Raw genomic sequence first — 19,845 nt, forward strand, 5'->3', positions numbered from 1 at the left:
TGGTAGCCAGCGAAATTGGCGTGACGCGTCACGTCCTCCAGGCGACCGGCGCGCAGCCAGTGGATCTGAGCGGGCGGGTTGGCTGAGGCATAGGGGCCGAAAGCGTACAGGAAGCTGTTGTCGCTGCTGAGCAGTTCGTAGGTGCCGTCACCGTCGAGATCCTCGAACGTGTAGCCACCTCCGCCGTCCAGCGTCTCGCCGTCCGTGACGAACCAGCGGCCAGTGCGCGGGTCCTGCGTGGCGATCTTTGTTACCGTGCAGCAATGCGCGCCACCCCAGAACGACGAGAACACGAGGCTGGGGCGCGGCGATGCCGGGTCCAGGCGTACGGCGGCCAACTCGGCAAAATCCGTGTTCGAATCATCGTCTGTCCCACGGGTGGACTGATCGAGAGACAGCGTGAACGCCGCTTGGCCCTCCTCGCGACCCGCCGCGACCGGATAGCGGTCGTTGTCCTTTCCCCTCACGCTTGTGAGGACGACTGATAGGGCGCCGACGCGCAGAACGCTGTCACGCTTGCCGTCGTATTTGGCGATCGGCCCACCCATTAGGGGCGGGGGCACCCAGACCTGCTCGACATAGCTGTCGCCCCGCGAGAAGATGAAGTCGCTCGGCAAGCCGCCTGCACGCGTGAGGCGCTGGCGCAGGGCGCGCGGATCGACAGCGTTCTCAGGCCCAACGACGACTGCGAACCAACCGTTGGCCGCGCGTACGACACGCACGTTCGCGAACTGCCAGCGGTGGTGGCGGGCGACACCGATGGCGGAGTCGAGGTCCGGTCGGCTGGCGAGGACGACCCAACGGGCAGTGCCGGAGAGAGCGAGGCCACCCGCGCGGGTGGCCAGCGGCGCCATAGCGAGGAGGAGCGACGCGATGAATGCAGCCCACAACCTAGCCATGCAGATCTCCCGGTCACAACCTGACCGGGTCAGCGCGTCAAATCAATCTCACATCGGCGCGCACCAACTCTCGCACGGCGACGAATCGATCTGACGGTGTCAAATTTCTGAAGTGGTCGAACCTCTCGGTGCCCGGCCGATTCGCCACAGCTTTGGCACACCCCTGGCACACCGCCTCACAACTGAGCCAGATTACCGGATGAGCGATGCGCTCAAGCCACTGATAGATATGAAGAAGATTGGCGCACCCGACACGATTCGAACGTGTGACCTTTGCCTTCGGAGGGCAACGCTCTATCCAGCTGAGCTACGGGTGCAGGCCGTAGCCATTCCCTAGCCCAACCGCACCGTCAGCGCAACGGCGACCGGACACCCGGCGGCTCAGAGCAGGGCGGTGGCAGAAGCCCGACGCTGCGACAACCTGAAGATGTAGATGGCGTAGCCAGACGCGCGACGCTGTGCTGTATGGGTCCGACGCAGGGCCGCAGGGCGCAAGGCGTCGTCGGCAGGTCGGCAGCGCGGTCTCGGTTTGCTTGTGTTCCCCCAACTCGGCGGCGCGGCCGCGGATCACGGCAGACGATCTGGCTCGGCGCATCGCCGGTCTGGGGCCGGGCGAGCGCCTCGCCGTCCTGGGTGTCGGCCGCGCAGCCATCGGCACCCTCGTGTCGGAGAGCACCGACCGCGGCGCCCTGCTGGTCGCGGACGCGGATCGGTCCGGCGCCGCGGCGCTGATCGACCGGCTCCTCGACGATCTGGCGGCCCTCGCCCTCACGCGCTGGCCTTACTGGCACGGCCGCGACGCCTCCGCGGCCCCGGTCAGCGCCGATCCCTGGTTGAAGGCGGCCTCGAAGCGCGCGCGGCTCGGCCTGACGCCGCGCTTCCACCGGATGACGCGCGAGCTTGAGCTCCTGCGCCTCGTCGGGGCGCGTCGGCGCGAGGCGATGATCAGCGCGTTCAAGGCCGACCTGAGCGCGGCGATGGTAGGGTCGTAGCCCGGACGCGTGGCCGCAGATCCCGCCCCGGTGTTGCCGCTTCGCCCTTGTAGGGCCTCCGGGTTTCCCGGCCCCTGGGCGGGTCGGAGGCGGGACGGAGCGGGCAGGGGTGGCACTGGGCGGCCGGGCGAACAATTTCGGGACGCTGCGCCTGCTGTTCGCGGCCCTGGTGATCCTCGCCCACGCCCCCGAGCTGGTGGACGGGGACCGGTCGCGCGAGCTGCTCACCCGGGTGTTCGGCACCCTGTCGTTCGGCGAGGTGGCGGTCGACGGCTTCTTCCTCGTGAGCGGCTACCTGATCACCGCGAGCTACCGGGCCAAACGCTCCTTCGCCGACTACCTGATGCGGCGGGTGCGGCGGATCTATCCGGGCTTCGTGGCGGCGTCGCTCCTGTGCATCGCGGTCGTCGCGCCCCTGGCCGGGGGCGACCTCGCGGCGGTCTCGCTCCCCGAGACCCTGGTGCGGCTGGCGCTGCTGCTCATGCCGGTGGTCCCGGGCGCCTTCGCGGACCTGCCCTATCCGCTGCTCGACGGCGCGATGTGGACGATCCCCTGCGAGTTCGGCTGCTACCTGCTGCTCGGCCTCGTCGGCACCGCCCGGGCGCTCCGGCGGCGGGGCCGCTACCTCGCCATGCTGGCGGGCTTGAGCGGCCTGCTCGTGCTGCGGTGGCTGTACCTGCCGATCGGGCATCCGGGCGACGGGCTGGGTTCCCTGTCGGAGATGATCCGGCTCGGCTTCGTGTTCGCCTGCGGCGGCGCCTTCCAGCTCTTCGCAGACCGGATCGCCTATACCGGCCGGGGCGCGGCCTGCGCCGCCCTGCTGCTCATGCCGCTGCTGTTCAGCCCGCCGCTCGCCGAGCCGGCCTTCGCGCTGCTCGGCGGCTACCTGATCTTCTGGTTCGCCTTCGCGGTCCGGCCCCTCGCCCTGAGCCGCGCCACCGCGCAGGTCGATCCCTCCTACGGGCTCTATCTCTACGCGTGGCCGATCCAGAACCTGCTGATCGCCTGGGTGCCCGGGCTCTCCCCCTGGACGGGGGCAGCCCTGACGCTGGCGGCCGCGCTGCCCCTCGGGATCCTGAGCTGGTATTGCGTGGAGCGGCCGATGCTCCGGCGCCCGCGGGGCTCGACTGAGCCGGAGCCCAGCGACGCACTGGCCATTCTCAGTCGCTAAGCCTGCCGCATCGCGCGTCGCTCCCCGAGACCAAGCCCTTTCAAAACAAAGCGCATTTCCCTCCCCCTTGTGGGGAGGAGAGCGCGTCGGTGCAGAGGCGTAAACATTGGAACGCGCGGTGGGGAGGAGATCCGGTAACCGCTCCAGCACTCGCGCGTTGGCGACGAGCCAGCAGGGCAGGGGGCCGGACATGTCCCAGACCATCGATCGCGGGACCCTCGACCGGCTCATCGCCCTCGGCCGGGACCGCGGAGAACTCTCGGCGGACGACCTGCGGGCCGCGCTGCCGGTGGAGCACCTGGATGTCGATGCCCTCGTCCTGGTGATGCTCGAACTGGAGGCCGCCGGCATCAGCGTCGAGCCCGAAGCCTTCGGGCCGCCCACCGAAAAGCCGCTCACCACCGCCCTGACCCTCCCGCCGCGGGATCCCGGCCCCGTCCCGCTGGTCCGGGCGGCGCAGAGCGCGGACGCCGCGGCCTCAACGACGGAGTCCGGATCGCGGCCGGCATCGCCGCCGCAGGCGGATCCGGACGACGGGGCGGGGGTCAACCGGGCCGTCGCCCTGGCGGGCCTCGCGACGCTGCTCGTCCTCGGGGCCGTGCTGCTGCTGTTGTGAAGGGGAGGCGGAACGGATCGGCCGGCGGGCCCGTTGGCCGGGGGCTGTTCACGGAAGATCCGGCACCATGCGCCAACCCCCTGACGGAAACACCCCTGACGGCACCTTGGCCCTGCTGATCGCAGCCCTGCGCGAGGGCACGGCCCATGTCGAGGCGCTGCTCACGCTCGCGCGAACCGAGGTCGACGGCAACATCCGGGCGATCGTCTCGCTGGTCGCCATCGTGGGGACGATCCCGATCCTCCTGATCGTGACCTTCTTCCTGGGCCTCGACGGGGTGGTGAAGCTGCTGGCGCTGCCGCTGGGCTCGGAGGCGACGGCGGCGCTGATCGTCGCCGCGCCCTTCCTGGCCATGGCGCTTTGGCTCGGCTGGCTCGGCACACGCCGGATGGCGCTCGCGAACCTCGAACCCTGGCGGACGTGGCGTCAGGCGAAGCGGACCGTCCGGGACGTGGCCGGGACCGGAGCCTGACGCCGGCTCTCAGCGTCCCCGTGTGCCGGTGGCTTTGGGGCGCAGATGCAGGAAGCTGCGCTCGCCCGTGGCCGCCTCGGCGACGTGCTGGATCGTGTCGAGCAGGTCGGCCACCGCCAACGGTCCGATAGGCCGGAAATCGGCCTTCGGCGCGACCCAGCGCTTCTGCGTGCGTCCCGCGGCGATCTGCGCCTCGCTCAGCGCGTCGAAATCCCGGTGTCGCGTCACGGATCGTCCCTCCAAGCTCGGCTCGCGATGGGAAAATCTGCCCGAACTATGGTTGATGAAGCGTTAACGCAGGGCTCTCCGGGCCCTGCGCGGCAGGCCAGTCGGGTGCGGCGTTTCGGCAGAGCAAAGAGCCGCGCAGCGGCACCATAGCCCCCAGCTTGATCCCCGACACCAACCCCTATAGTCAGCAAAAACCGAGGTTCATCAATAGATTAGTGTGATTATAAACTGCAGCCGTCGGGCCGCGAGTTATCCCGATGCCGGACCCCGGGCGTAGCCCATGGCGGCAGGACAGGCCATCGGCGTCCGTGTGACCGATACCCTGGCGGCCTTGCGCCCGCTGGCACCGTTCTTCTGCCTGTACGTGACCTTCGGGGCGACGCTCGGCTTCCTGTCGGGCGGGGCGCCGCTGATCCTGCGGGCGCGGGGTGTCGAGCTGGCCGAGGTCGGGCTCCTGCAGCTCATCAACCTGCCGGTTGGGCTCACCTTCCTGTGGGCGCCGCTCCTCGACCGCCTGCACCTGCCGGTGCTCCCGCACCGCATCGGCTGGATCGCGGCCGCGCAGGCGGCGACGGTGCTGCTCCTCGTCCTCCTCAGCCTCGGTGCGCAGTGGCCGCTCGCGGCGCTCCTCGTCCTGGCGGTGGCGGCCTGCGCCTGCGTGGCCACCATGGACATCGCCCTCGAAGCCCTGGTGGTCGAGACCGTGCCGGGGGACCAGCGCGCCTTCGTGGCCTCGGCCAAGCTGTGCGGGGCCTCGCTCGGCGGGATCCTGGGCGTCGGCGTGCTGGTCGGCTCCTACGACCGGTTCGGCTGGCACAGGGCGGTCCTGGCCTGCGCGGCTTTGGACGCCCTCTGCCTCGTGCCGATCCTGTTCTATCCGGAGGAGCGCCGCCGCGGGGCCGGGGGCCGGCCGGAGCTTTGGACGGGGTCGCTCGCGCGCCTGCGCGTTCTGGGCGGGCGGGTGCTGGCGCTCGGGGCCTACTTCGCCGCCGCCTACCTGCTCTCCGGTCCCAACACTCTGGCGCTGCTCGATCTCGGCGTGCCCCTCGGGCAGGTCGGGTTCCTGACCGGCACCGTCCTGCCGGCGGTCAACCTCGTCATGGCGCTGGCGGCGGGCGGGCTCGCCGCCCGGTTCGGCACGGTCCGGCTGATCGGGTTCGGCGCCGTCGGCGTCCTCGCCTCCGGGGCCCTGATGGCCGGAGCCTGCGCGGGCCGGATGGCCGATCTCGCCCTCTTCGCCGCGGTGCTGAGCTTCGTCGCGGGCGGATTCCTCGGCGTGCCGGTGTTCAACATGATCTACCGCTGGGCGCAGGGACCGAGCCCCGCCACCGACTACGCGCTGCTGTTCGGGGCGGCCTTCTTCGCCGCGATGCCCCTGCGGGTCGCCGCCCCGGCGCTCGCCGGCTGGATCGGCTGGCCGGGCTACTTCGCCGCCACCCTACTGCCCTACGCCGCCGCGGTGGCGTGGCTCGCCGTCGCGGTGGACCGGACCCTGCGGACCGACCGGGCGGGCACGCGATGATCGCCGAAGAGGTCGCCGCACAGGTTCCCGATTCCCTCGCCGCCTACCGGGACGGCGTCGCCGATGGCCCCGGCGGCCCGGGGACGATGCCGCTCCAGGCGCTGCGCGACCCGCGCGTGTTCGACGCGACGCTCGACGCCTTCGCGGCGGGGCTCGGCCCCGCGGCGGGGCTCGGCCCGGCGGCGGGCTGCGCCCCGTGCGACCGGCGCATCCTGGTCTCGTATTGGAGCCAGTTCTACCTCGCGGCCCTCGCCACCCCCGCGCTGACCGCCCTGGTGCGCCTCGGCCGCCCCCTGCCGCTCGCCTTCGACGCGCTGAGTCTCGAACGCGACGCCGCCGGCCGGCCCTGCCGCTTCCGCCTGCCCGCGGAGGGGTGCGGATCCTGCGCGGCCCCCGGCCTCGCCGGGCTGGTGGAGGCGCATCTGCGCCCGTTCGTAGAGCTGTGCCACGAACGGTGCGGGATCGCCCCGCGGATCCTCTGGGGCAACGCCGCGGTGATCCTCGATTACGTCGCGCGGGAACTTGAAGGCTCACGCGGCGACGGAGCGGAGGCGGCCTGTGACGACGTCGCGGCCTGCCTCGGATGGCGCGCCGGCCCGGCCTGTTCTAAGAGCCCGCTGGCGCAGGCGCTCTGCCCGGGGGCGTCGGGCTGCCGGCGGCGGCGGGTCTGCTGCCTGCGCCACCGCCTGCCGGGAGTGCCGTCCTGCGGCGCGCTCTGCCCCGTCGCGTGCGCCGCTCAGAATCGATCCGAGCCGCGATGCTGAAGGCCTTCCTCGCCTATTACCGGCCGTACCGGACCCTGTTCCTGGTGGATTTCGGCTGCGCGGTGCTGTCGGGTCTGCTGGAGCTCGGCTTCCCCATCGCCGTGAAGAGCTTCATCGATTCCCTGCTGCCCCGGCAGGATTGGGGCCTGATCGTGCTCGCCGCCGCCGGTCTGGCGCTGGTCTATGTCGCCAATGCCGGGCTGATGGTGGTGGTGACCTATTGGGGCCACGTGCTCGGCATCAACATCGAGACCACGATGCGGGCCCGGGCCTTCGACCACCTGCAGAAGCTCTCCTTCCGCTTCTACGACGGCCAGAAGACCGGCCACCTCGTCGCCCGGGTGACCAAGGATCTGGAGGAGATCGGCGAGGTCGCCCATCACGGGCCCGAAGACCTGTTCATCGCCATCATGACGCTGCTGGGCGCCTTCGCGCTGATGGTCACGGTGCACGCGCCCCTGGCGCTGATCACCGGGGCGATCCTGCCGCTGATCGCCTTCGTGTCGATCCGCTACGGCGGCCGGATGACCCGCAACTGGCAGACGCAGTACGGAAGGGTCGGGGCGTTCAACGCCCGGATCGAGGAGAATGTCGGCGGCATGCGGGTCGTCCAGGCCTTCGCCAACGAGCCGCACGAGCGCGCCCTGTTCGCCCTGGACAACGCCCGCTACCGTGACACCAAGCTCGAAGCCTACCGGTTGATGGCGGCGGGGCTGTCGATCAACTATCTCGGCCTGCGCCTCGTCCAGATCGCGGTGCTGCTCGGCGGCGCCGCCTACGTGGTCCGGGGCGACCTGACGCCCGGGGGGTTCGTCGGCTTCCTGCTGCTGGTCGGCGTGTTCTACCGGCCGCTGGAAAAGATCGGCGCCGTGGTGGAGACCTATCCCAAGGGGGTCGCGGGCTTCCGCCGCTACCAGGAATTGCTCGCCACCGAGCCCGACATCACCGATGGGCCGGGCGCCCGCACGGTCGGCGCCCTACGCGGCGATATCCGCTTCGAGGGCGTGGGCTTCGGCTACGGCGCCGGCCGCCCGGTCTTTTCCGGCCTCGACCTCGCGGTGGCGGCGGGCGAGACCGTGGCGTTCGTCGGTCCCTCGGGGGTCGGCAAGACCACGCTGTGCGCCCTGCTGCCGCGCTTCTACGAGGTCGCGGCGGGGCGCATCACCGTCGACGGGATCGACATCCGCGCCATCACGCTGGCCTCCCTGCGGCGCCAGATCGGCATCGTGCAGCAGGACGTGTTCCTGTTCGCCGGGACGATCCGCGAGAACATCGCCTATGGCCGCCTCGACGCCACCGAGGCCGAGATCGACGCGGCCGCCCGGCGCGCCCGCCTCGGCGAGCTGATCGACACCCTGCCCGAGGGCCTCGCCACGGTGGTGGGCGAGCGCGGGGTGCGCCTGTCGGGCGGGCAGAAGCAGCGCATCGCCATCGCGCGGGTCTTCCTCAAGAATCCGCCGATCCTGATCCTCGACGAGGCCACCTCGGCACTCGACACCGAGACCGAGCGGGAGATCCAGCGGGCGCTGGCCGACCTCGCCCGCGGGCGCACGACCCTGGTGATCGCCCACCGCCTCGCCACCATCCGCGACGCCGACCGGATCGTGGTGCTGGGGGCGGGCGGCGTGGTCGAGACGGGCCGCCACGCGGCTTTGCTGGAAGCCGGGGGCGCCTATGGCCGCCTGCACGCGGCCCAGTTCGGGGCCGATCCGGTGCAGGCCGCGGAGTAGGGCGCGTCCCGCCCTACGGCGCCCGGGTTGCCGTGGAGTCGCGCAGGACCAGGCGGGTGGGGAACAGTGCCCGGGCGAGGTCGTCCGGGGCCCGCGTCCCCGCGATCACCGCCGCCAGCGTGGCGAAGGCGAACCGCACCATGGCGAGGGTCGGCACCGCGATCGAGGTCAGGCTCGGGATCGTGTAGGCCCCCTGGGCGAGGTTGTCGAAGCCGACGACGCGGACCGCCCCCGGCACCGCCACGCCCCGGTCGTGCAGCGCCTTCAGCACCCCGAACGCCACCCGGTCGTCGGCCGCCACGATCGCGTCCGGGCGCGCGGAGCGGTCGAACAGCTCGAGCGTCGCCCGGTAGCCGCCTCCGGAGGTCCAGTCGCACGGCACCACGAGGTCGTCGCGCGGGGGCAGGCCCGCCTCCGCCAGGGCGTCGCGATAGCCCCGGAACCGCTCGCTCGCGGTGTGCAGCCGCCGACCGTCCCCCTTGAGGAAGCCGATCGCGCGGCTGCCGGTCCGCGCCAGGTAGGCGACCGCCTCGTGGACGGCGTCGCGGTCGGCCCGCACGGCGCAATGCGCACCCGGCACGTCGAGGCCGAACACCACGAACGGAAACCGTTTGGCCTGCAGCAGGGCGATCAGCGGATCGTCCCGCCGCTCGGCGAAGACCACGAGGCCATCGACCCGGGCCTCGCTCACGAGGCTCGCGATCCGGGCCGGGCTGCCCGGGTCGTCGCTGCGGCAGCGCCGGTGGATCAGCGTGTAGCCGTGCTGGTCGGTGACCTGCGCGAAGGCCTGCAGGACGAGGCCCGTGTCGGTCTCCGGCAACGGGTCCGACCCATCGTCGGTGGCCTCGGCGCCTAGAGCGCTCTCCGCCGAAGTGGATACCGGTTCGGCGCAAGAGAGCGCGTCAAAACAGAGGCTTAGAGCCGTGCCCGATTGCAACGCGATCGGGCACGGCTCTAAGCAGGACACGCAGGCGATGCTGCGGCTCGGCTTCTTGCGCAGCGCGCGCGCCGCGAGGCTCGGCACGAAGTCGAGGTCGCGCATGGCCGCCTCGATGGTCGCGCGGGTGGTCCGGGCGACCTTCTCCGGATGGTTCAGGACCAGCGACACCGTCTGGAAGCTGAAGCCGGCCCGCCGCGCGACGTCCTTGATCGTCGTCTGGCCCATCGTCACCTCCGGCCGGCCGGGACGTCGCTCCCGAAGGGAACGCAATCGGCCGTCCCGATCCAGTCTAAGACCGGCCGGATCCGAGATAAAGCCGCGCGGATACGCAAGCGATTGATCGGATACAGAAACTCTTTAAGTCCGCCCGGATCGGAAACCGGTATCGTCCCGCCCCTATCGACAAGAAGCCCGCCGCGGCCGGGGCCGGGTGGGCTGAAGGTGGTCTCGTGTCTCGGAGTCAGCGGGACCCTAGGGCTCGCGGGGCGGCGCCGCATCCCCCATCCGGGGGAGGCCGGCCGGACCGTCGCTCCGGTCGCCGTCAGCCCCCGAAGGCGCGGGGCGGCAGCCCGACCACGCCGACATCGACCTCGAACAGGGCCCCGGCCTCCGGCACGCCCTCGGCCCCCCGCGACGCCGAGGTGACGAACAGGCGGTCGAGCCCGTCGCCCGCGAAGGCGCAGCTCGTGATGTTGGGGGCGGGCAGCGCGACCGCCCGGATCAGGCGTCCGTCCGGATCCACCCGGCTGATCCGGCCGCCGCCCCAATGGGCGATCCAGAGGCAGCCTTCGGCATCCGTGGTCATCCCGTCGGGCCAGCCCCAATCGTCGAGGAAGCGCAGGAACGCCCGCTTGCCCGAGAGCGTCCCGTCCGCCGCGAGGTCGAAGGCGTAGACCGTCCGGGCGGCACTGTCGCTGTGATAGATGATCCGGCCGTCGAGGCTGAAGGTCGGCCCGTTGGCGACCCCGTATTCGCCGTCCATCCGCTGCCAGGTCAGGTCGGGGTCGAGCCGGTGCAGGGAGCCCGAGACCGCGGTCTCGGCCTGGTGCATGCTGCCCGCCCAGATCCGGCCGGCGAAATCCACCTTGGCGTCGTTCAGGCGGTTGTCGGGATAGTCCGGCTCCGGATCGCCGACCGGCACGATGCGGTCGGCCTCGAAATCGTAGGTCGCGAAGCCGCTCTTCAGCCCGACGACGAAATCCCGCCGGCCGGCGCGGGGGATGATCCAGCCCAACGGCTCCGGGAAGGGCCGACGGCCGGTCTCGTCGTTGGCGAGATCGAGCCAGTTCAGGGCCGGGGCCTCGATGTCGACCCAGAACAGCGTGCCCCGCTCCGGCACCCAGATCGGGCCCTCGCCGAGCCGGTCGCGCCCGATCTGGCCTCCGGAACGGGCGACGATGCGGATCCCTGATTCCATGGCTTCGCCTTTCGGTCAGGCCGCGCGCGGGGTCCGGCAGCCCCAGGCGGCGTAGAACAGCACGTAGAGTTCGCAAGCCGCGGTGATCAGGAAGGAGTTCTGCAGCCCGAACCGGTCCGCCGCCCAGCCCTGCACCACCACCAGGGAGCCGCCCGCGATCGCCATGATCAGCAGCCCCGCCCCCTTCTCGGTGAGCGGCCCGAGGCCGCGGATGCCGAGGGTGAAGATCGTCGGGAACATGATCGCGTGGAACAGCCCCACCGCGATCAGCGCCCACATCGCCACCTGCCCCGTCGCGAAGGCCGCCACCAGCATCACCGCACAGGCGCCGACCGCCGCCCCGGCGAGCACCCGTTCGGCCGGCCGGCTCTGCATCAGGTAGCTGCCGACGAAGCGGCCGATCATCATCCCGCCCCAGAGCAGGAACAGGTAGCGCGCGGCCTGGGCGTGGGTCAGGTCGCCGATCTCGGGCTGCGCCACGAAGCTGATGAACAGGTTCGACACGCCGATCTCGGCGATCAGGTAGATGAAGATCGCCGGAACGCCGAAGACGAGGTTGCGGTGGCGCCAGAGCGACCCGCTCACGCGCCCGGCCTTGACGGGCGCCGCGCCGCCGATGGCCGGCAGCGGGAACCGGGCGATCACCACGGCGAGCACGATCAGCAAAGCCGCCACGATCAGGTAGGGCAGCTGCACCGACTGCGCGTCGGCCAGCCGCTCGGCCGGGGTCAGGACGGTACCGGCCGCGGCGTTGCCCGAGGTGGAGCGGCCGAGGATCAGGTAGCCGCCGAACAGCGGCGCCAGGGTGGTGCCCAGGGAGTTGAACGCTTGCACGAGGTTGAGCCGCGCCGAGGCGCTCTCGGCCGGGCCGACCACCGCCACGTAGGGGTTGGCGGCGACCTGCAGCAGGGTGATGCCGCTCGCGATCACGAACAGGGCGGTCAGCGTGATCGCGTAGGAGACCTCACGGGAGGCCAGCACCATCCCGAAGGTGCCGGCCGCCATGATGCCGAGGCCGATCACCAGGGCGCGCTGGTAGCCGACCCGCGCGATCAGCTTCGCCGCCGGGATCGAGGCCACGAAATACGCGATGAACCAGACCGACTCGATCAGCGTGGTCTGGGTATAGTCGAGGTCGAACACGCTGCGCAGGTGCGGCAGCAGCGTGTTGTTGATCACCGTGATGAAGCCCCACATGAAGAACAGGCTGGCGAGCAGCGACAGGGCCGGGCGGTAGGCCCCCAGCTCCTGCGCGCCGGCCGCGGCCGTCCGGGCCGCCGCCGGTCCGACGCTCGCGATCGGTGCCGCCATCCCGCGTTTCCTCTTCCTGTAGGCCACCGGTTCGGTGCACCGTGTTGCTCGTTACATTTGTCTGAGTATATACGGGATTCGCGGAGGTCAACCGCGCCCACCCGCGTGCGCCAGCGTATGATCTGTGCGTAGGGGGATCCATCCGGGGAGGGAACGATGCGCGGCGTGGGACCTGTAACGCTCTGCGCCGGTGCGATGATTCCGGCCCTGGCCCAGGCGGCTGAGCCGACCAGGACCGTGTTCGGCACCCTCCCGGACGGCCGCACGGTCGAGGAGGTGACGCTGACCAACGGCCACGGCATCACGGCGCGGATCCTGTCCTGGGGGGCGCTCCTGCGGACGCTCGAGGTGCCGGACCGGACCGGCAAGCCGGCCGACGTGGTGCTCGGCTACGACGACCTCGCGGGCTACCTCGCCAAGCCCAATTACTTCGGCGTGAGCGTCGGCCGCTACGCCAACCGCATCCGGGCGGGCCGCTTCACCCTCGACGGGCAGAGCTACCGGCTCGCCACCAATGACGGCCCGAACGCCCTGCACGGCGGCGCGGCCGGCTTCGACAGGCGGCGCTGGACGATCACCGCCGTGACCGGCGGCGCGGCCCCCGCGGTGAGCCTGCGCTATGTCAGCCCGGACGGCGAGGAGGGCTATCCCGGCACGCTGACGGCGACCGCCACCTACCGGCTGGACGACATCGACACGCTCACGGTCACCTACGAGGCGACCACCGACCGGCCGACCATCGTCAACCTGACCAATCACAGCTTCTTCAACCTCGCGGGCGAGGGCTCGGGCCGCTCGATCCTCGATCACGTCCTGACCATCCCGGCCGAGCGCTACACGCCGGTGGACGCCACCCTGATCCCGACCGGCGTGCACCTTCCGGTGGCGGGTACGCCCTTCGACTTCCGCAAACCCATGGTGATCGGCGCGCGCATCCGCGACGGACGGGACATCCAGATCGTGCGCGGGCGCGGCTACGACCACAACTGGGTCGTGACCGACGCGCCCACGGCCGAGCCGCACCCAATGGCGCGGGTCGAGGACCCGGAAACGGGCCGAATACTGGAGATTGCCAGCAACCAGCCGGGGGTGCAGTTCTATGCCGGCAACTTCCTCGACGCGACCGCGGTGGGCAAATCCGGCCTCGCCTACCGGCAGTCGGACGCCTTCGCGCTGGAGCCGGAGCTCTTTCCCGACACGCCGAACCAGCCGGCCTTCGGCTCGGCCCGGCTCGATCCCGGCCAGACCTACCGGAACGTGATCACCTACCGCTTCTCGACCAGCCCCGCCCATCGGACCCACAAATGACCGATCCCAAGACCGCCCGGCCCAAGACCGCCCGCCCGCTGCGCTCCCGCGCGTGGTTCGACAACCCCGACAATATCGACATGACGGCGCTCTATCTGGAGCGCTACCTGAACTTCGGCCTCAGCCTGGAGGAGCTGCGCTCGGGCAAGCCGATCATCGGCATCGCCCAGACCGGCTCCGACCTGTCGCCGTGCAACCGCCACCACCTCGTCCTGGCCGAGCGGATCCGCGAGGGCATCCGGGAGGCCGGCGGCATCGTGCTGGAATTCCCGGTCCACCCGATCCAGGAGACCGGCAAGCGGCCGACCGCGGGGCTCGACCGCAACCTCGCCTATCTGGGCCTCGTGGAGCTGCTCTACGGCTACCCGCTCGACGGCGTGGTGCTGACCACGGGCTGCGACAAGACCACCCCGGCCTGCCTGATGGCGGCCGCCACCGTGAACATCCCGGCCATCGCGCTCTCGGTCGGACCGATGCTGAACGGCTGGTTCAAGGGTCAGCGCACCGGCTCCGGCACCATCGTCTGGAAGGCCCGCGAGATGCTGGCGGCGGGCGAGATCGACCATGACGGCTTCATCAAGCTCGTGACCTCGTCGGCGCCCTCGACCGGCTTCTGCAACACGATGGGCACGGCGACCACGATGAACACGCTGGCCGAGGCCCTGGGCATGATGCTGCCGGGCTCGGCGGCGATCCCCGCCCCCTACCGCGACCGGCAGGAGGTCGCCTACCTGACCGGCAAGCGCATCGTCGCCATGGTGGCGGAGGATCTGAAGCCCTCCGAGATCCTGACCCGCGACGCCTTCCTCAACGCCATCGTGGTCAATTCGGCGATCGGCGGCTCGACCAACGCGCCGATCCACCTCGCGGCGATCGCCCGCCACATGGGCGTCGAACTCGACATCACCGACTGGCAGACCTACGGGCTCGACGTGCCGCTGCTGGTCAACCTGCAGCCGGCCGGCGCCTATCTCGGCGAGGATTACTACCGCGCCGGCAGCCTGCCGGCGGTGGTGGCCCAGCTCATGAGCCGCGGCCTGATCCGCGAGGGCGCGCTGACGGTCAACGGACGCACGATCGGCGACAATTGCCGCGGCGCGACGATCGAGGACGCGGACGTGATCCGGCCGATCGACCAGCCCCTCAGGGAGGCGGCCGGCTTCCTCGTGCTGCGCGGCAACCTGTTCGACGCCGCGGTGATGAAGACCAGCGTGATCGGCGAGGAATTCCGCAACCGCTACCTGTCGAACCCCGAGGATCCGGACGCGTTCGAGGGGCCGGTCGTGGTGTTCGACGGACCGGAGGATTACCACCACCGGATCGACGACCCGAGCCTCGGCATCACCGACGAGACCCTGCTGGTGATGCGGGGCGCCGGGCCGGTGGGCTATCCCGGCGCGGCCGAGGTGGTGAACATGCGCCCGCCCGCGGACCTGATCCGGGCCGGCGTGCACGCGCTGCCCTGTCTCGGCGACGGGCGCCAGTCCGGCACCTCGGCCTCGCCCTCGATCCTCAACGCCTCGCCGGAGGCGGCGGCCGGGGGCGGCCTCGCGCTGCTGCAGACCGGCGACCGGGTGCGGGTCGACCTGCGCCGGGGCACCGCCGACATGCTGGTGGATGCCGACGAGCTGGAGCGCCGCCGGAAGGCCCTGGAGGCGGCGGGCGGCTACGCCTACCCGGCCTCGCAGACGCCCTGGCAGGCGATGCAGCGCGCCACCGTCGGGCAGATGCACACCGGCGCGATCCTGGAGGGCGCCGAGCGGTTCCAGCGCATCGCCCAGACCAGCGGCCTGCCGCGCGACAACCACTGATCGGATTCGAAAGGTCCGGGACCTTTCGCGGGGGCAGGGCGGAGCCCGCTGGGTTCGGGCAAAGCCCGATATCGGGGCTCTGCCCCGATACCCCGCCAAAGGGCTCGCCCTTTGGGAGCCCCGGATCTCACGGCCGCAGCGCCAATTCGGTGTCGGAGAGGGCGAGGCGAACCAGCTCGGTCATGGTCCGGCGCGCAGCCTCCGGGTCGCCCGCCACGATCGCCTCGTACAGGGCGCGGTGATCGGGCATCGGGTCCCGGGGCATGCTCTGGCGGCGGTGCTTGAAGATCGTCGTCCATGTGACCGCCGCCGCGATGGAACTCGACAGGGCGATCAGCGGCCCGTTGCGGGCGGCCTCCAGGATCGCGGTGTGGAAGGCCTGATCGGCGGCCCGGCCATCGTCCGTGCTGAGGCCGTGGCGGCCCATCTCCTCCAGGGAATGGCCCATCCGGGCGAGGTCGAGGCCCGAGCGCCGCTCGGCCGCGAGCGCCGCCGCGGCCGGCTCCACGATCATCCGCAGCTCGAACAGATCGCGGATGAACGTCTCGCTCGGCTCGGATTCGAAGGTCCAGGCCAGGATGTCCGGATCGAGTAGGTTCCAGCGGCTGCGCTGGCTCACCCGCGTCCCGGTGCGCGGGCGGCTCTCCACGAGCCCCTTGGCGCTCAGGATCCGAATCGCCTCGCGATAGGCGGTTCTGGAAACCTTGAGTTGCTCCGAGAATTCGATCTCCCCGGGCAGCACGTCGCCCGGCGTGTAACGCCCACTCAGGATCGCCACCCCGAGATCGCGCGCCACCGAGCCGTGAATGCGACGCGAGCCTGACGCAAGCGGGAGCCTGATATCCTCGTGTCCGCGAACCTGTCTCACCCACGACCTCCAGTCCGAGCCACGGGACGGGCCAGGATCTGAAGATCGTACCCGGAAGTTGTAGGATCGCAAGCGCCAACACCCATAAGCGATATAGATGAGGCGCTTGCGGCTCAGATCGAAAAGATCTAACCTATTTGTATGAGTAAACAACCTGAAGGCAATGCGGCAATCCGCGGCACCGCCCTGATCGGCGAAGCGGACGTGACCACCCCGGAAACGTTCCGGGCCGTCGATGCGGCGACCGGCGCGGTCCTGGATCCGGTCTTCGCATCCGCGGGCGCCGGAGAGGTCGCGGCTGCCTGCGCGCTGGCGGAGGCCGCGTTCCCGAGCTTCTCGGAGACCGATCCCGGGACGCGGGCGGACTTCCTCGAAGCGGCCGCCGCGGCGATCGCCGATCTCGGCCCAGCCCTGATCGAGCGCGCGATGGCCGAGACCGGGCTGCCCCAGGCGCGCCTGGAGGGTGAGCGCGGCCGCACGATCGGGCAGCTGCGCCTGTTCGCGAACCTCGTCCGCTCGGGCGACTGGGTGGAGGCGACGATCGACCCGGCGCAGCACAAGCGCCAGCCGCTGCCCCGGCCGGACCTGCGCCGGCGCCACGTCGCCCTCGGGCCGGTGGCGGTGTTCGGGGCCTCGAACTTCCCGCTGGCCTTCTCGGTGGCGGGGGGCGACACGGCCTCGGCGCTCGCGGCGGGCTGCCCGGTGGTGGTGAAGGGTCACCCGGCCCATCCGGGGACCGGGGAGCTGGTCGCCCGGGCCCTGCGCTCCGCGGTGGCGGCGAGCGGCCTGCATGCGGGCGTGTTCTCCTACCTGCCGGGGCCGTCGAACGCGCTGGGCACCGCCCTGGTGGCGGATCCGCGGATCAAGGCCGTGGGCTTCACCGGCTCGCGCGGGGGCGGGCTGGCGCTGATGCGGGTGGCGGCCGGCCGGCCGGAGCCGATCCCGGTCTATGCCGAGATGAGCGCAGTCAATCCCGTCCTGCTCCTGCCCGCAGCCCTGCGGGTCCGGGGCGCGGCCCTGGCCACGGGCTTCGTGCAGTCGCTCACCCTGGGGGCGGGGCAGTTCTGCACCAATCCGGGCCTGCTAATCGGGATCGCCGGCCCCGAGCTCGACGCGTTCGCGGAGGCCGCCGGTGCGGCGATCCGCGCGAGCGCGCCGCACACGATGCTGACGGCCGATATCCGCGCCCGGTTCGAGGGTGCCGTCGCCGCGATGGCCGAACGCCCGGGGGTGACGGTGGCCGCCCGCGGTGAGAAGGCGGGACCGGGGGGGGCACCCGCCGCGCTGCTGCGCACGGAGGCGCGCCACCTGCTGGCGGACCCGTCGCTGACCGAGGAGATGTTCGGCCCGGCGGGGATCCTGGTGGCGGCCGCCGACGCGGCGGAGATCGCCCGGGTGATCGAAGCCCTCGGGGGGCAGCTCACCGCGACGCTGCACCTCGACCCGGCGGACGAGCCGCTGGCCGCGGAACTGGTGCCGCTGCTGGCGCGCAAGGCCGGGCGTGTCCTCGCCAATGGCTGGCCGACCGGCGTGGAGGTCTGCCACGCGATGGTGCATGGCGGCCCGTTCCCGGCAACCTCGGACGGCCGCACCACCTCGGTCGGCACCCTGGCGATCGAGCGGTTCCTGCGCCCGGTCTGCTACCAGGACCTGCCCGAGGCGCTGCTTCCACCATCCCTGCGCCCGGACAATCCCTGGCATCTCGCGCGCCGGATCGACGGCATCTTCGAACCGCAATCGGGCCACTGACGGGCCGCGGCGCGGTCCGCCTCGGCCGCGCATCGGGACGGTCCGCAGAGGCCGCCGAAAAACGGACGCCCCGGGGGGGACTTTCGATGGGACGATCACTCCTACAATTCGAGTCTGCGGATGGGCAGCGGGGCATCGCCCTGCTGGCGAACGGCGTGGCGCGGCCGGTGCTCGGTGTCCGGACCGTGCTGGAGCTGGCGCGGAAGGCCCTCGCGGCGGGGGACGATCTGGCCGCCACGGCGGAGCGGTCCGGGCTGTCCGAAGTCCTTGATCTGGCGTCCGTTCGGCTTCTGCCGCCGGTGGACCGCGCGGATCCCGCACACCTGCTGCTCAGCGGCACCGGGCTGACCCATCTCGGCTCGGCCGAGGGCCGCGACAAGATGCATCGCGCCGCCGCGGCCGATCCGGCGCCGACCGACTCGATGCGGATGTTCCGGATGGGCGTCGAGGGCGGCAAGCCGGCGCCCGGCGCCCGGCGCGACCGGCGTACAGCCCGAATGGTTCTACAAGGGCGATGGCAGCGCCATCGTAGGGACCGGCGAGCCGCTGGTCTCCCCCGCCTTCGCGCTGGACGGCGGCGAGGAGCCGGAGATCGCCGGGATCTACCTGATCGACGCCGACGGGACCCCGGTGCGCCTCGGCTTCGCCCTGGCCAACGAGTTCTCCGACCATGTGACCGAGCGCGGCAACTACCTGTGGCTCGCGCATTCGAAGCTCCGCCCGGCGGCGCTCGGTCCGGAACTCTGGCTCGGCGCGCTGCCGCCGGACGTGCGCGGCACCAGCCGCGTCCTGCGCGACGGCGCCGTGCTCTGGGAGAAGCCGTTCCTCTCCGGGGAGGCGAACATGTCCCACAGCATCGCCAACCTGGAGCGGCACCACTTCAAGTACGCGCTGTTCCGCCGGCCCGGCGACGTGCACGTGCATTTCTTCGGGACCGCCACCCTGTCGTTCAGCGACGGGATCGCGACCCGGCCGGGCGACGTGTTCGAGATCGCGGCAGCGCCGTTCACGCTCCCCCTGCGCAATCCCCTGGCGGTCGCCCCGGCCGCCGACATCCCCATGCGTGTGCTGTGAGATGACGAATCCGATCCGCATCGGGCTGGTGGGCGTCGGCAAGATCGCCCGGGACCAGCATCTGCCGGTGATCGGCGCCGCGCCGGATTACACGCTGGTGGCAGTGGCGAGCCGCCACGGCGAATACGCGGGCGTGCCCAATTACCGGACGCTGGCCGAGATGCTGGCGGGGCAGGGCGACCTCCAGGCCGTCGCCCTGTGCCAGCCGCCGCAGGCGCGGTTCGAGGCCGCCCTGGCGGCGATCGAGGCGGGGCTGCACGTCTTCCTGGAAAAGCCACCGGGGGCGACCCTGGCCGAGGTCGGGCTCCTCGCCGAGGCCGCGCGCCGGCGGGGGGTGAGCCTGTTCGCGAGCTGGCATTCGCGGTTCGCGCCCGGGGTCGAGCCCGCGCGCAACTGGCTGGCGACGCGCCGGATCCGGTCGGTGTCGATCGCCTGGATGGAGGACGTGCGGCACTGGCATCCGGGCCAGGACTGGATCTGGGACGCCGGCGGGATGGGCGTGTTCGATCCGGGGATCAACGCCCTGTCGATCGCCACCCACATCCTGCCGCCGTTCTTCCTCACCGGCGCGATCCTTGAGGTTCCCGAGAACCGGCAGGCGCCGATCGCCGCCGACCTGCGCTTCACCGACGCCGCCGGCACCCCGATCCACGCCACGTTCGACTGGCGCCAGACCGGTCCGCAGACCTGGGACATCCGCGTCGAGACCGAGGACGGCACCCTGGTCCTGTTGCGGGGCGGCGCGGCCCTGACCCTCGACGGTCGCGACCAGGCGCTGCCGCCCGAGGCCGAGTATCGCGGCCTCTACGACCGATTCGCCGCCCTGATCCGCTCCGGCGCCAGCGACGTCGACCTCAATCCACTGATCCACGCCGCCGACGCTTTTCTGCGCGGCGAGCGCCGCAGCGTGGAGACCTTCACGGACTGACCGGGGAGGGCCCCTGCGGGACACGAACGCGACAGAGCCCAGAAG

General features: G+C 71.4%; 16 protein-coding genes, 1 tRNA gene and 2 pseudogenes. 12 read left to right on the plus strand and 7 right to left on the minus strand.

Annotated features, from left to right (window positions below; all coding sequences use genetic code 11):
• Window positions 1–899, minus strand: a pseudogene (locus tag MKK84_RS22175) (serine protease); the annotation flags it as partial.
• A 240-nt stretch (window positions 900–1,139) separates the two neighbouring features.
• Window positions 1,140–1,216, minus strand: a tRNA-Arg gene (locus MKK84_RS22180).
• A gap of 216 nt (window positions 1,217–1,432) precedes the next feature.
• On the opposite strand from MKK84_RS22180, the gene MKK84_RS22185 reads away from it, so the two are divergent.
• From MKK84_RS22185 to MKK84_RS22200, 4 genes are all read left to right on the plus strand, one after another.
• Window positions 1,433–1,891: a hypothetical protein gene (locus MKK84_RS22185; protein ID WP_243923727.1), complete on the plus strand. Its 459-nt coding sequence runs from the start codon at window positions 1,433–1,435 to the stop codon at window positions 1,889–1,891.
• A 109-nt stretch (window positions 1,892–2,000) separates the two neighbouring features.
• A complete protein-coding gene (locus tag MKK84_RS22190) occupies window positions 2,001–3,062 on the plus strand; it encodes an acyltransferase family protein (RefSeq protein ID WP_243923730.1) in 1,062 nt (353 codons plus the stop codon).
• Between the two features lie 190 nt (window positions 3,063–3,252).
• Window positions 3,253–3,678 (plus strand): RNA polymerase sigma factor region1.1 domain-containing protein, encoded by a 426-nt coding sequence (locus MKK84_RS22195; protein ID WP_243923732.1) that lies wholly within the window; start codon window positions 3,253–3,255, stop codon window positions 3,676–3,678.
• A 67-nt stretch (window positions 3,679–3,745) separates the two neighbouring features.
• Entirely contained in the window at window positions 3,746–4,150 is a 405-nt protein-coding gene (locus MKK84_RS22200) for a phage holin family protein (RefSeq protein ID WP_243923733.1), read from the plus strand.
• A 9-nt stretch (window positions 4,151–4,159) separates the two neighbouring features.
• Here MKK84_RS22200 and MKK84_RS22205 read toward each other — a convergent pair whose 3' ends face one another.
• Window positions 4,160–4,378: a hypothetical protein gene (locus MKK84_RS22205; RefSeq protein ID WP_243923735.1), complete on the minus strand. Its 219-nt coding sequence runs from the start codon at window positions 4,376–4,378 to the stop codon at window positions 4,160–4,162.
• Between the two features lie 280 nt (window positions 4,379–4,658).
• Between MKK84_RS22205 and MKK84_RS22210 the strand changes: the two genes are divergently transcribed.
• From MKK84_RS22210 to MKK84_RS22220, 3 genes are read left to right on the plus strand one after another with little or no spacing between them, the layout of a single operon-like run.
• Window positions 4,659–5,900 (plus strand): MFS transporter, encoded by a 1,242-nt coding sequence (locus tag MKK84_RS22210; protein ID WP_243923737.1) that lies wholly within the window; start codon window positions 4,659–4,661, stop codon window positions 5,898–5,900.
• Window positions 5,897–6,664 carry a siderophore-iron reductase FhuF gene (gene fhuF, locus MKK84_RS22215; protein ID WP_243923739.1) on the plus strand — a complete coding sequence of 256 codons (768 nt, stop codon included), beginning with the start codon at window positions 5,897–5,899 and terminating at the stop codon, window positions 6,662–6,664. Before MKK84_RS22210 ends, fhuF begins: the two co-directional genes overlap by 4 nt.
• Window positions 6,658–8,394, plus strand: coding sequence for an ABC transporter ATP-binding protein (locus tag MKK84_RS22220; protein WP_243923741.1), 1,737 nt, complete (start codon window positions 6,658–6,660; stop codon window positions 8,392–8,394). Before fhuF ends, MKK84_RS22220 begins: the two co-directional genes overlap by 7 nt.
• Window positions 8,395–8,407: 13 nt before the next feature.
• Here the strand turns inward: MKK84_RS22220 and MKK84_RS22225 are convergent, their stop codons facing one another.
• The 3 genes from MKK84_RS22225 to MKK84_RS22235 all read right to left on the minus strand — a co-directional run bounded on the left by MKK84_RS22225 (window position 8,408) and on the right by MKK84_RS22235 (window position 12,062).
• Window positions 8,408–9,559 (minus strand): LacI family DNA-binding transcriptional regulator, encoded by a 1,152-nt coding sequence (locus MKK84_RS22225; protein ID WP_243923743.1) that lies wholly within the window; start codon window positions 9,557–9,559, stop codon window positions 8,408–8,410.
• A gap of 316 nt (window positions 9,560–9,875) precedes the next feature.
• Window positions 9,876–10,751: an SMP-30/gluconolactonase/LRE family protein gene (locus MKK84_RS22230; RefSeq protein WP_243923745.1), complete on the minus strand. Its 876-nt coding sequence runs from the start codon at window positions 10,749–10,751 to the stop codon at window positions 9,876–9,878.
• A gap of 15 nt (window positions 10,752–10,766) precedes the next feature.
• A complete protein-coding gene (locus tag MKK84_RS22235; protein WP_243923747.1) occupies window positions 10,767–12,062 on the minus strand; it encodes a sugar MFS transporter in 1,296 nt (431 codons plus the stop codon).
• A gap of 156 nt (window positions 12,063–12,218) precedes the next feature.
• On the opposite strand from MKK84_RS22235, the gene MKK84_RS22240 reads away from it, so the two are divergent.
• Complete coding sequence (locus tag MKK84_RS22240; RefSeq protein WP_243923748.1) at window positions 12,219–13,370, plus strand: aldose epimerase family protein; 1,152 nt, start codon at window positions 12,219–12,221, stop codon at window positions 13,368–13,370.
• Window positions 13,367–15,181 carry an IlvD/Edd family dehydratase gene (locus MKK84_RS22245; protein ID WP_243923749.1) on the plus strand — a complete coding sequence of 605 codons (1,815 nt, stop codon included), beginning with the start codon at window positions 13,367–13,369 and terminating at the stop codon, window positions 15,179–15,181. The genes MKK84_RS22240 and MKK84_RS22245 overlap by 4 nt, the downstream gene beginning before the upstream one ends.
• A gap of 127 nt (window positions 15,182–15,308) precedes the next feature.
• On the opposite strand, the gene MKK84_RS22250 is transcribed toward MKK84_RS22245, so the two are convergent.
• The gene (locus MKK84_RS22250) at window positions 15,309–16,049 is read right to left on the minus strand and encodes a FadR/GntR family transcriptional regulator (protein ID WP_313899362.1); all 741 of its coding nucleotides are present in this window, start codon (window positions 16,047–16,049) and stop codon (window positions 15,309–15,311) included.
• Between the two features lie 141 nt (window positions 16,050–16,190).
• Between MKK84_RS22250 and MKK84_RS22255 the strand changes: the two genes are divergently transcribed.
• The 3 genes and pseudogenes from MKK84_RS22255 (at window position 16,191) to MKK84_RS22265 (ending at window position 19,800) form a co-directional block, all read left to right on the plus strand.
• On the plus strand, window positions 16,191–17,798 hold the full coding sequence (locus tag MKK84_RS22255) for an aldehyde dehydrogenase (NADP(+)) (protein WP_243923752.1): 1,608 nt from the start codon (window positions 16,191–16,193) through the stop codon (window positions 17,796–17,798).
• Window positions 17,799–17,884: 86 nt separating this feature from the next.
• Window positions 17,885–18,872 (plus strand): annotated as a pseudogene (gene araD1 / locus MKK84_RS22260) (AraD1 family protein).
• Between the two features lies 1 nt (window position 18,873).
• On the plus strand, window positions 18,874–19,800 hold the full coding sequence (locus tag MKK84_RS22265) for a Gfo/Idh/MocA family protein (protein WP_243923754.1): 927 nt from the start codon (window positions 18,874–18,876) through the stop codon (window positions 19,798–19,800).
• The last annotated feature ends 45 nt before the right edge of the window (window positions 19,801–19,845 follow it).

Source organism: Methylobacterium sp. E-065 (genome assembly GCF_022829605.1).
GTDB lineage: Bacteria > Pseudomonadota > Alphaproteobacteria > Rhizobiales > Beijerinckiaceae > Methylobacterium.